9 protein-coding genes are annotated in these 12255 nt (G+C 67.4%); 7 read left to right on the plus strand and 2 right to left on the minus strand.

The window, feature by feature from the left end:
• The 7 genes from ftsA to ACOHX0_RS17435 all read left to right on the plus strand — a co-directional run bounded on the left by ftsA (nucleotide 1) and on the right by ACOHX0_RS17435 (nucleotide 9748).
• A complete protein-coding gene (gene ftsA, locus ACOHX0_RS17405; protein WP_420678414.1) occupies nucleotides 1-1335 on the plus strand; it encodes a cell division protein FtsA in 1335 nt (444 codons plus the stop codon).
• A gap of 388 nt (nucleotides 1336-1723) precedes the next feature.
• Entirely contained in the window at nucleotides 1724-3466 is a 1743-nt protein-coding gene (ftsZ, locus tag ACOHX0_RS17410) for a cell division protein FtsZ (protein ID WP_420678415.1), read from the plus strand.
• Nucleotides 3467-3677: 211 nt separating this feature from the next.
• Entirely contained in the window at nucleotides 3678-4613 is a 936-nt protein-coding gene (gene lpxC / locus ACOHX0_RS17415; RefSeq protein WP_420678416.1) for a UDP-3-O-acyl-N-acetylglucosamine deacetylase, read from the plus strand.
• A 266-nt stretch (nucleotides 4614-4879) separates the two neighbouring features.
• Nucleotides 4880-5731 carry an outer membrane protein assembly factor BamD gene (locus ACOHX0_RS17420; RefSeq protein ID WP_420678417.1) on the plus strand — a complete coding sequence of 284 codons (852 nt, stop codon included), beginning with the start codon at nucleotides 4880-4882 and terminating at the stop codon, nucleotides 5729-5731.
• Between the two features lie 27 nt (nucleotides 5732-5758).
• On the plus strand, nucleotides 5759-7408 hold the full coding sequence (gene recN / locus ACOHX0_RS17425; RefSeq protein ID WP_420678418.1) for a DNA repair protein RecN: 1650 nt from the start codon (nucleotides 5759-5761) through the stop codon (nucleotides 7406-7408).
• 127 nt (nucleotides 7409-7535) lie between these two features.
• A complete protein-coding gene (locus ACOHX0_RS17430) occupies nucleotides 7536-9218 on the plus strand; it encodes a chloride channel protein (RefSeq protein WP_420678419.1) in 1683 nt (560 codons plus the stop codon).
• 338 nt (nucleotides 9219-9556) lie between these two features.
• Complete coding sequence (locus ACOHX0_RS17435) at nucleotides 9557-9748, plus strand: hypothetical protein (protein WP_420678420.1); 192 nt, start codon at nucleotides 9557-9559, stop codon at nucleotides 9746-9748.
• 279 nt (nucleotides 9749-10027) lie between these two features.
• Here ACOHX0_RS17435 and ACOHX0_RS17440 read toward each other — a convergent pair whose 3' ends face one another.
• Together ACOHX0_RS17440 and ACOHX0_RS17445 are read right to left on the minus strand one after the other, a co-directional pair.
• Complete coding sequence (locus ACOHX0_RS17440; protein WP_420678422.1) at nucleotides 10028-10369, minus strand: DUF427 domain-containing protein; 342 nt, start codon at nucleotides 10367-10369, stop codon at nucleotides 10028-10030.
• Between the two features lie 63 nt (nucleotides 10370-10432).
• Entirely contained in the window at nucleotides 10433-12223 is a 1791-nt protein-coding gene (locus ACOHX0_RS17445; RefSeq protein WP_420678423.1) for an aminopeptidase P family protein, read from the minus strand.
• Nucleotides 12224-12255: the final 32 nt, after the last annotated feature.

The raw sequence follows: 12255 nt of genomic DNA on the forward strand, positions 1-12255 counted from the left end.
ATGACGGATCTCTACCAATCTCAGCGGGCCATGCGCCAGATCCGCCGCCAGGCATTGCAGCGCGGCGTGGTGGCGATCCTGGACGTGGGCAGCTCCAAGATCGCCTGCCTGGTGCTGCGTTTCGACGGCAGCGCAAAGCTGAGCGAGGACGGCTCCATCGGCTCCCTGGCAGGGCAGTCCGGTTTCCGGGTGATCGGCGCCGCCACCACCCGCTCGCGCGGGGTGCAGTTTGGCGAGATCACCGCAATGCAGGAGACCGAGCGCGCGATCCGCACCGCGGTGCAGGCGGCGCAGAAGATGGCCGGGGTGCGGGTCGACCACGTGATCGCCTGCTTTGCCGGCGCCAGCCCGCGCTCCTACGGGCTCGATGCCAAGGTGGAACTGCAGGGACAGGTGGTTTCGGAAAACGAAGTGGCCCAGGTGCTCGCCGCCTGCGAGGTGCCGGAATACGGCGCTGGCCGCGAGGTGCTGCACGCGCAGCCGGTGAACTTCGCGCTCGACAACCGCTCGGGTCTTGCCGATCCGCGCGGCCAGATGGGGCAGACGCTGGCGGCGGACATGCACATGCTGACCGTCGATGCGATGGCGGTGCAGAACCTGGTGCGCTGCATCCAGCGCTGCGACCTGGAGCTGGCTGGGATTGCCTCCTCGGCCTATGCGGCGGGCTTCTCGGCGCTGGTGGAGGACGAACAGGAGCTGGGCGCGGCCTGCATCGACATGGGCGGCGGCTCGACCTCGATCTCGATCTTCATGAAGAAGCACATGATCTATGCCGACGCGGTGCGGCTCGGCGGCGATCACATCACCAGCGACATCTCGATGGGGCTCAGCGTGCCGATGGCCAGCGCCGAGCGGATCAAGACGATGAACGGCGGTGTGCATGCCACTGGCGCGGACGACCGCGAGATGATCGACATCGGCGGCGACACTGGTGACTGGGAGCATGACCGCCGCTCCGCCAGCCGGGCCGAGCTGATCGGCATCATGCGGCCCCGAGTGGAGGAAATCCTCGAAGAGGTGCGGGCGCGGCTCGATGCGGCGGGGTTCGAATATCTGCCGAGTCAGCAGATCGTGCTGACCGGCGGCTCCAGCCAGATCCTTGGGCTCGACGGGCTGGCCAGCCGCATTCTGGGCCAGCAGGTGCGGCTCGGCCGCCCGCTGCGCGTGCACGGCCTGCCGCAATCGGTCACCGGTCCGGCTTTTGCCGCGGCGGTGGGGCTGAGCCTGTTTGCCGCGCACCCGCAGGACGAATGGTGGGATTTCGACATGCCGGTCGACCGCTACCCGGCCGGAACCCTGGGCCGGGCGATCAAGTGGTTCAGCGACAATTGGTGAGTGCTGCCGCCTGAGGGCCGCCGCCGGAGTCGCCCGGAGCGGGCAATGAGCACGTGACACTGGCCGCCACAGGCATTAGGGTGACGTTAACGTCCGCGAAATGCGGCGAGTCAGCAGGCCGGGCAGTGGCCAGCCAGAAATCACCGGAATGGATCCCGCAGCAGCGTTGCAGCGGGCCTCAAGGACATTTTGTGTGTGGGTTGGGTCAGAACCGCAATATCTGCTCGATTCGGCGAAATACCGCATGAGCGGCTTCAGAACGAAGCTGTATTTTGTGGTTCCTAACGCTTTTTGGGATGACGCATCATCTGCAGCGCGGTAGGATTGAAGCGGATAGGACAGGAAAAAGCCCTTTGCGGGAGGGCACGCAAACACAGGCGGGAAGAGCATGACGTTGAACCTTTCGATGCCCGGGCATGAAGAACTGAAACCGAAGATCACCGTCTTCGGCGTGGGCGGCGCTGGCGGCAACGCCGTCAACAACATGATCGCCAAGGAACTGGACGGCGTGGAGTTCGTCGTCGCCAATACGGATGCCCAGGCGCTGCAGCAGAGCGCCGCGAAAAGCCGCATCCAGCTTGGCATCAAGGTGACCGAGGGGCTGGGCGCGGGCGCCCGCCCGCAAGTCGGCTCCGCCGCTGCCGAGGAAAGCATCGAACAGATCGTCGATCACCTGGCGGGCGCGCATATGTGCTTCATCACCGCTGGCATGGGCGGCGGCACCGGCACCGGTGCTGCGCCGATCATCGCGCAGGCCGCGCGGGAGCTGGGCGTGCTGACCGTCGGCGTGGTCACCAAGCCGTTCCAGTTCGAGGGCGTGAAGCGGATGCGCCAGGCCGAGTTCGGCGTCGAGAGCCTGCAGAAGGTGGTCGACACGCTGATCATCATCCCGAACCAGAACCTGTTCCGCCTCGCCAACGAGAAGACCACCTTCACCGAGGCCTTCTCGATGGCCGATGACGTGCTCTACCAGGGTGTGAAAGGCGTGACCGACCTGATGGTGCGCCCGGGCCTTATCAACCTCGACTTCGCCGACGTGCGCGCGGTGATGGACGAGATGGGCAAGGCGATGATGGGCACCGGCGAGGGCGAGGGCGAAGACCGCGCCATCCAGGCGGCCGAGAAGGCGATTGCCAACCCGCTCCTGGACGAGATCAGCCTCAAAGGCGCCAAGGGCGTGCTGATCAACATCACCGGCAGCCACGACCTGACCCTTTTCGAACTGGACGAGGCCGCCAACCGCATCCGCGAGGAAGTGGACCCGGACGCCAACATCATCGTCGGCTCGACGCTGGACACCGAAATGGACGGGCGCATGCGCGTCTCCGTTGTGGCCACCGGTATCGATGCGACCGATGTGAACACCGAAATGCCGGTGCCGCGCCGCCCGATGTCCTCGCCGCTGCGCCAGACCGTCAGCGTCGAGGAAACCCGCACCGAGGCCGCCTCGCAGCAGCAGCAGCCCGCCGTTGCGCAGGAGCCCGCCCCGCAGGCGGCCCGGCCCGCAGCCCCCTCGGCTCCGGTCCAGTCCGCCGCCGCGGCACCCTCCGCTCAGGAAGAGCCCTCGCTCTTTGCCGAGATGAACGTGCCGCAGGCGCAGGACGACGCAGGCGAGGTCTTCGAGGAGGCCGAGCCGCTGGCCGATGACGGCCTGCCGCCGCCGGCCTACCGCCCGCAGGTGCCCGAGTTCCGCCCGCAGTCGGATGTGGCGCCGCAGCAGCCCGAAGCCTTTGTTGCACCCAAGGCGCCGGCCCCCGGCACGCCCTCGCAGGATGCCATCGTGCGCTTGCAGGCCGCGACCCAGCGCGCTCAGGCCCAGCAGGCGCAGCCGCGCCAGGCGCCCGCCGCTCCGGTGCAGCAGCGCGGCCAGCAGCCGCATCACCAGCAGCAGCCGCAGCAGCAGGTCCAGCCGGAAGGCCAGCGCCGCTTTGGCCTGAATTCGCTGATCCACCGGATGACCGGCAGCGGCGCCGATGCCCAGGCCTCCAAGCCGCAGCAGCCGGTGCGCCAGCAGCCCGCAATGCAGGCCCAGGCGCCCGCGCAGCAGCCGCAGCAACAGCAGCAGCAGCAGGCCGATCCGGACCAGGAACGCATCGAAATCCCCGCTTTCCTGCGCCGCCAGGCCAACTGAGCATTCACGAATGTGACCGGAACGGGCCGCCGAAAGGCGGCCTTTTTCGTTTCAGTTCAAGGGGTTGCGTCGGCATGCGCGGGGTTCCGCCATCCGCATTTGTGCATGTTTCAAACCGTTACAAAGATTGAGTTGTGAGAATGTTGGCAAAACCTTACCTGTTTGTCGCAACACGGTCACACAGGCCGGAAACAGCTCAAAGAGGCGCAAGGTGCAGAATACGCTCAAGGCAGCAGTGGCATTTGACGGGGCCGGTCTTCATACCGGCAAGCCTGCGCGCATGGTTTTGAATCCGGCGCCGGCCGGTCATGGCATCCGCTTCAAGCGCACTGACATCGCATTGGGCAACACCCTTGTCCCGGCGCGCTGGGATGTTGTGGAGCGCACCGCGCTATGCACCCGCCTGGTCAACGAGGCTGGCGTCGGCGTTTCCACCGTGGAGCATATCATGGCGGCGCTGGCCGGCTGCGGCATCCACAACGCATTGATCGAGATTGACGGGCCGGAAGTGCCGATCCTCGACGGTTCCTCGGCGCATTTCGTGCGCGGCATCATGCAGCAGGGCATCCAGCGGCTGGGGGTGCCCGCCACCGCATACGAGGTGCTGAAGCCGGTCACCGTGGAAAAGGATGGCGCCCGCGCCACGCTTCTGCCCTGCGACCGCCTGATGATCGAGTTCCACATCGACTTTGCCGAAGCCGCCATCGGCCGCCAGAGCAAGGTGCTGGACCTGCGCAACGGCGCCTTTGCGCGTGAGCTCTGCGACAGCCGCACCTTCTGCCGCCGCGCCGACGTGGAGGCGATGCAGGCGAACGGGCTGGCGCTTGGCGGCGTGCCGGGCGAAAACGCGGTTGTGTTTGACGGCGACCGCGTCGAAAGCGGCGCCGGGCTGCGCCACGCCGACGAACCGGTCCGCCACAAGATGCTGGACGCGCTGGGGGATCTTGCACTGGCCGGGGGGCCGATCCTGGGGCGCTATGTCGGCGAGCGTGCGGGGCATGCGCTGACCAACACGCTGCTGCGGGCCTTGTTTGCGGAGCCGGGGGCGGTCCGCGAGGTTTCCTGCGGCGCAGCAATGGCGGCACGGCTGCCGGGCCAAGGTCTGGTCTGGTCGGAAATTCCGGCGGAAAGCCGGCGTGTCGCATAAGGCGGAGAACCTGGAGCGAGCGGCAAACTGGCCCGGGACCCTGTCCCGGGTCTTTTGCTGAGCGCGGGCGGCCCGGCGGCCCGATGAACCTCGCTCCGCCTGTCTCCGCCTGGGCGGCGCATCCCGCTGCTGCCTTGACCCCGGGGCGCATTCTCTGCCATTTGAGGGCGGACGCGTTTATGGCGTTTTGCAGGTCTTATGGATGTGCTAGACCCGGGGCAACCGGGGCGGACACCCGCAAGTCGAAGACGGTGAGGTTAGGCAAGATGAACGGCATCAGGGCAGCAGCCAAAACGCTGGGCACGGTTCTTCTGTTGGCGGTCCTGGCGGGCTGCGGCGGCGCCGATGGCGACGCGGTCAGGCGCGCCGAGTCGCTGGAGACCTACTCGCCGGAACAGATCTACGAGCGCGGCGAATTCGAACTGGCCCGCGACCGCACCAAGGACGCGGCCTATTATTTCGCCGAGATCGAGCGTCTCTATCCCTATTCCGAGTGGGCCAAGCAGGCGCTGATCATGCAGGCCTTCGCCTATCACCAGGCCCGCGACTACGAGAATAGCCGCGCCGCCGCGCAGCGCTTTATCGATGTCTACCCGGCGGACGAGGACGCGGCCTATGCCCAGTACCTGCTGGCGCTGAGCTACTACGACCAGATCGACGAGGTCGGCCGCGACCAGGGCCTGACCTTCCAGGCGCTGCAGGCGCTGCGCACGGTGATCGAGGTCTACCCGGAAAGCCAGTACGCCAATTCGGCGATCCTGAAATTCGACCTCGCGTTCGACCATCTCGCGGCGAAGGAGATGGAGATCGGGCGCTACTACCTGCGCCGCAAGCATTTCACCTCGGCCATCAACCGCTTCCGCGTGGTGGTGGAGGACTTCCAGACCACCAGCCACACGCCCGAGGCGCTGCACCGGCTGGTGGAGGCGTATCTGTCGCTGGGCCTCACCGACGAGGCACAGACCGCGGGCGCCATTCTGGGCCATAACTATCAATCGACCGAATGGTATCAGGACAGCTACAGGCTGCTGACGGCTCAGGGGCTTGAGCTCAGGGACCGCGGCAACAACTGGCTGAGCCAGATCTACCGGCAGACGGTCAAGGGGCAGTGGCTGTAGCAACAGCCGTTGTGTAGGGGCGGGGCCATGCTGCGCGCGCTGGATATCCGGGATATCTTGATCATCGACCATCTGGAGCTGAACTTTCAGCCCGGGCTCAATGTGCTCACTGGCGAGACCGGCGCGGGCAAGTCGATCCTGCTCGACTCTCTGGGCTTTGTGCTGGGCTGGCGCGGCCGCGCCGAGCTGGTGCGCCAGGGGGCGGCTCAGGGGGAGGTGGTGGCAGAGTTCGACCTGCCCGAAGGCCACGCCGCGCACCGGGTGCTGGAGGACGCGGGCCTGCCTGGCGGGCGCGAACTGATCCTGCGCCGCGTCAACACCGCCGAGGGCCGCAAGACCGCCTGGGTCAACGACCGCCGCTGTTCGGGAGAGGTGCTCAGGGCGCTGTCCGAAACCCTGGTGGAACTGCACGGCCAGCACGACGACCGCGGCCTTCTGAACCCGCGCGGCCACCGTGCTCTGTTGGATGAGTTTGCCCGCGTGAGCCCCGAGCTGGCCGCCGTGCGCGCCGCCTGGACCGCCGCCGCCCGCGCCCGCAAGACGGTGGCGGAGACCCGTGCCGCGCTCGACGCCGTGCGGGCCGAGGAGGAGTTCCTGCGCCACGCGGTGGCGGAGCTCGACAAGCTCGACCCGCAGCCGGGCGAAGACGCGGCGCTGGACGCGCGCCGCCGCGGGATGCAGGGTGCGGAGCGCATCCGCGGCGACGTTGCCCGCGCCTTTGCACTGCTCAGCGAGGGTGCCGAATCCGCGATGGGCGAAGCGCAGCGCTGGCTGGAAAGTGTCGCGGGCCGCGAAGAGGACACCGGCCTGGACGAGCCGCTTTCGGCCCTCAGCCGCGCGATGATCGAGCTGGGCGAGGCCCAGGGCGGCGTCGAGGCGGTGCTGGAACGGCTGGAGTTCAACCCGGGCGATCTGGAAGACTGCGAGGAGCGCCTGTTCGAGATCCGTGCCCAGGCCCGCAAGCATGGGGTGCAGCCCGATGATCTGGGTGATTACGCCGACAGCCTGCGCCAGAAGCTCGCGGCGCTGGATGCGGGCGGGCAGAACCTGGCCGATCAGGAAGCCACGTTGAAAGCGGCCGAGGCCGCCTATGCCGCTGCGGCTGATGCGCTGAGCGATGCCCGCCGCAAGAGTGCCGCGGCGCTGGATGCTGCGGTGATGGCCGAACTGGCGCCGCTGAAGATGGAACGCGCGGTTTTCGAGACCCGCATCGAGGACAGCGAGCCCGGCCCCGAGGGCAAGGACGCGGTGGCCTTCACCGTCGCCACCAACCCCGGCGCCCCGGCAGGCCCCTTGAACAAGATCGCCTCCGGCGGCGAGCTCAGCCGGTTCCTTCTGGCGCTGAAAGTCTGCCTGCGCGGCGAAGAAAGCGGCAAGACACTGATCTTTGACGAGATCGACCGCGGCGTCGGCGGCGCCACTGCCAATGCTGTTGGCCGGCGCCTGCGCGACTTGGCGGCGGGCGGGCAGGTGCTGGTCGTGACCCATTCGCCGCAGGTGGCGGCGCTTGGCGGCCATCACTGGCAGGTGCGCAAGCAGGTGGTCGAGGGCATGACGCTGTCGCAAGTGGTGCCGCTGGCCGCTGCCGAGCGGGTCGACGAACTGGCCCGGATGGTGTCGGGCGACACCATCACCGAAGAGGCCCGCGCCGCCGCCCGCGCCCTGCTGGCGGGCTGAGCCTGGCTGACGCTTCCGGGCCGCAGTCCGTGCCCGCGCCTGGCCCTGCTTGCTGCAGGTGATGGATTTTTAACTGCCGGGGTGGCAGTGTCATGATTTAAAAGACGAAAAAGACCACCGGGCCCCCATGGTGCATGATCTGCGTTCCTTCCTCTCTGCCCAGCACGCGCACTGGCGTGCGGCGCTCAAAGACGTCTGGCGCATCCTGCGCAACCGCGGCCCCAGCCAGTTCCAGTTCTGGCTGATCGCGCTCTTGATCGGCATTGCCGCAGGCTTTGCCGCGCTGTTCTTCCGCAAGGGCATCACCGCGCTGCAGGCCTGGGTCTACGGCGCGCCGGATCTGCGGCATCTGCACAGTTTCGCCCAGGACCTGCCGTGGTACGTGCTGGTCGGCATCGCCGCCGGCGGCGGGCTGGTCGTCGGGCTGATCCTCGACCGCTTCACGCCCGACGGCCGGGTGCGCTCGGTGGCCGATGTGATCGAGGGTGCGGCGCTGCACGACGGCCGGGTGGAGGTGCGCGAAGGCGCGGCCTCGGCGCTGGCCTCCTTTCTGACGCTGTCGACCGGTGGTTCCACCGGGCGCGAGGGGCCGGTGGTGCATATGGCGGCGGTGATCTCCACCTGGGTCAGCAACCGCATCAACGCCAACGGCATCACCGGGCGCGACCTTCTGGGCTGTGCGGTGGCGGCCGCGGTCTCGGCCAGCTTCAATGCGCCGATCGCGGGCGCGCTGTTTGCGCTGGAGGTGGTGCTGCGGCACTTCGCGGTCAATGCGTTTGGCCCCATCGTCATCGCCTCGGTCGCGGGCACGGTGATCAACCGGCTGGAATACGGCGATGTCACCGAATTCACCCTCAACACCCCCGGCGCGCTGCAATTCTATGTCGAGCTGCCGGCCTTTCTGCTGCTCGGGCTGATCTGCGGGCTGGTCGCGGCCGTGGTGATCCGCTCGATCTTCCTGGCCGACCGCATCGGCACCTCGGTGCAGGAGCGCATCCGCCTGCCGCGCTGGCTGCGCCCGGCAGTCTCCGGCGCGATGCTGGGGGTGATCGCGATCTGGTATCCGCATATTATCGGCGTCGGCTACGAGACCACGGTGCTGGCGCTGACCGGCGGGCTGCTTCTGGGGCAGGCGATCATCTTTGCCGTGGTCAAGACCGCGGCGCTGGCGATCACCATGGGCGGGCGCATGGGCGGCGGCGTGTTCTCGCCCTCGCTGATGATCGGAGCGCTGACCGGGTTGGCGTTCGGGCTCATTGCCACCTCGGTGCTGCCGGACGTCTCTGGCACCCACACGCTTTATGCTTTTGCCGGCATGGGGGCGGTAACCGCGGCGGTGCTGGGCGCGCCGATCTCGACCACGCTCATCGTGTTCGAGCTGACCGGCGACTGGCAGATCGGTCTTGCGGTGATGGTGTCGGTGTCGATGTCCACCGCGCTTGCCTCGCGGCTGGTGCACCGCTCCTTCTTCCTGTCGCAGCTCGAGCGGCGCAACATCCACTGCGCGGCGGGTCCCCAGGCCTATCTGCTGGCGCTGATCCGCACCGGCGCGGTGATGCGGCCTCTGGGCAGCAGCCGCTGTGCCAGCCGCGAGGAGTGCGCGGCGCTGGTTGCGGAGGGGCTGTTCTTGCGCGGGTCCGGCTCGCTGGAGGCTGCGATGCCGGTCTTTGACCGCGCCGAGGTCGCCTTCCTGCCGGTGCTGACGGCGGAGAACGACGGCAGCGAGCTGATCGGCGCGCTCTACCACGTGGATGCGCTGAAGGCCTACAGCCGCGCGCTCGCCGCCACCGCCGCGGAAGAGCACCGCTGAGGCCGCTTTGACGGCGGCAGGCGGAGGGGCGAATGCTCTGATGCGGGCCAGGGGCCGATTTGCACATTTCCCGCATTTTCCGCGCGCCGGGGATTCGCGCTTCCGGGCTTGACTGGCGCATTTGGTCTCTTTTCGAAACCGTTATGCAGCGATTTCAAGCTTGAATGCTCCGCGGAGGCAGGGGCATCGGCGGAAGAGCGCCGCTTTTTTGCCACGGTTTCGCCGCAGATTTACCCGTCGCAGCCGCGGGTTGCAGATTCCAATTGATCGAAATCGCGCCGGAGCCAAAAATGTTAAACAGGCGATAACAAAGGTTAACAACCTTCGGCAGGAACATAATGCGCAATACCGCAGTTGGCCCGCAAGAGGCCGAAGACCACAAGAAAGCGAACAAATCTGAGAACGAGCGCGCGGCCCTGATGGCCGTGATCGACTATACCCTGCAATGCGCGCGCGACCGGGACGGACTCGGCTGCGGCGAGGCGGTGGAAAAGGCGCGGCTTTATCTCAGCAATTCCGTTCTGGCCTGATCCTGGCCCGATCTGAACCCGGCATGCGCGCGCTCCGGCGCGCCGGGACATGCCAGGGCCGCCTCCGGGACACGGCGGCCCTCGCAGCCAACAGCGCACATTCACGATTTCCAAAGACGCCGGGTCAGCCGGGGCGGGTCTGGGGCTGTCCGCAAGACCCGGGCGCGCCCGCTGGCCGCCTTGCAGGCTCCGGTTTTGCAGCCCGCTTTCCGACACAAAAACGGCGGCCCTGGAGCGGGCCGCCGGTGCCGTGCTGGCCGTCTTGGGCCTGTGGCCGGATCAGACCTGTTCGACCTTCACCGAGTCGCTGAGATGGAAGGCCACGTGATCCTTGATCGCCGCGGCTTCGCCCACCGGGTTCTCATAGCTCCAGGCGGCATCGGGCGTGATCGAGGATTTGTTCACGATGGAAAAATAGGTGGTGTCACCCTTCAGCGGGCAATGGCTGGTCTTCTTGCTGCGATCCAGAAAGGCCATCGCGATGTCGCCGCGCGGGAAGTAGATCACCGGCGCGTGTCCGTCCTCCGTCAGCTCCAGCGCATTCTTGGTCTCGCCCAGAACGGCGCCGCCGGAGCGGACCACCCAAGTGCCTTCGGATTTACGGATACGGATCGCGGTCATGTTTTATCTTCCCATCATGTTCGTTCGTTTCGGACAGTAGCCGGGCACTGTGACACCCAGGTCTCAGATCACGGCGGTTGCGGCATCAAGCCACGCTTTCGCCGGAGCGCTCACCCGAGGGGCGATCTTCGCCCGCACCTCCTGATGATACGCGTTGAGCCAGCTTTTCTCTTCGGAGCTGAGCATCGGCACCTCAATCAGCCGCCGGTCCACCGGGGCGAATGTCAGCGTGCGCCAGCATAGCATGTCGCGCTCTGGGTCGCCGGTGTCAAGGGCGGGGGCCTCTTCCACCACCAGAAGGTTTTCGATCCGGATGCCAAAGGCGCCTTCGCGGTAGTAACCGGGCTCGTTCGACAGGATCATGCCCGGTTCCAGGGCGATGTGGCTGGTGCGGCTGAGACGCTGCGGGCCTTCATGCACGCTGAGATAGGCGCCCACGCCGTGGCCGAGCCCGTGGTTGAAGTCCTGCCCGGCCAGCCACAGGGGCATCCGGCCGATGGCTTCGATGTCGCGGCCCGCAAGCCCTTTTGGCCAGCGCAGGCGGGACATGGCGATCATCCCCTGCAGGACCCGGGTAAAGGCGGCGCGCTCGGCGTCGCCTGGTGTGCCGATCGCGACGGTGCGGGTGATGTCGGTGGTGCCGTCGAAGTACTGGCCGCCGCTGTCCAGCACCAGCAGGTGGCCGTCTTCCAGCCTTGTGTCGGTCTCCGTGGTCACGCGGTAGTGCATGACGGCGCCGTTCTCGCCGGTGCCCGCGATGGTCTCGAAACTGATGTCGCGCAGGGCGGGGTCCTGGCGGCGCAAGGCTTCGAGCTTCTCTACCACCGCGATTTCGCTGAGGCTGCCCGCGGGCTGGGCATCGAGCCAGGCCAGAAGTTCCACCACTGCGGCTCCATCGCGCAGATGGGCAGCGGCGCTGCCCGCGATCTCGGCCGCATTCTTGCGTGCCTTTGGCAGGGCGCAGGGATCGCCCGAGGCGTCCAACCGGTCCCCCAGCGCATCGGCCACGATCTGCGGCAGCGTTTGTGCATCCGCCGCAACCCGGCCGTTGAGGCCTGCCACCGCGGCCAGGAAGGCCTCCGGCGGCTCCAGCCGGACGGAGGCGGCGAAATGGCCGTCCAGCCCCTCGAGCTTCGCTCCTGCCATGAACAGATCGACCCGGCCGTCGCAATGCAGGATGGCAAAGCCATGCGCCACCGGGTTGCGGGCGATGTCGGCGCCTCGGATGTTCAATAGCCACATGATGCTGTCGGGCAGGGTGATGACGGCGGCGGCCTGGCCTGCCTCCTTCAGTCCCCGGGCCAGGCGCGCGCATTTGTCCTCCGCGGTTTCGCCTGCGTATTCAATCGGATGGGCAGAGACCGGCGCCATCGGCGGCGCGGGCTGGTCCGGCCAGACCCGGTCTGCAAGATTGGCACATTGCACCAGGGTGATGCCGCTGCCTTTCAGGTCGCTGGTGAGGCTCTTGATCTGACCGGCCGAATGCAGCCAGGCATCATAGCCCACCTTGCCGCCTCCGGGGAGCTGTTGCTTCAGCCATTCCGCCAGCTGCACTTCGGGCCAGGGCACGGGGGTGAAGTCCTCTGCGACCTGCCGCTTGACCTGGGTGCGGTAGCGGCCATCGACAAAGACGCCCGCGCTTTTCTCCAGCACCGCGCAGAAGCCGGCCGAGCCGGTGAAGCCGGTGAGCCAGGCGAGGCGCTCGTCCCGCGGTGCCACGTATTCCCCCTGATGCGCGTCGGCACGCGGCACCAGGAAGCCGTCCAGCCCTTCGGCCGCGATCTCGGCCCTCAGGGCGGCCAACCGGGGCGGGCCCTGTTCCGGGCGGGCGGTCACGTCGAAATTCTGGAACATGGGCGTCTCTCCTGCTGGGACAGGCCGCCGCC

Source organism: Cribrihabitans pelagius, assembly GCF_048820915.1.
GTDB classification, from domain to species: Bacteria; Pseudomonadota; Alphaproteobacteria; order Rhodobacterales; family Rhodobacteraceae; genus Cribrihabitans_A; species Cribrihabitans_A pelagius.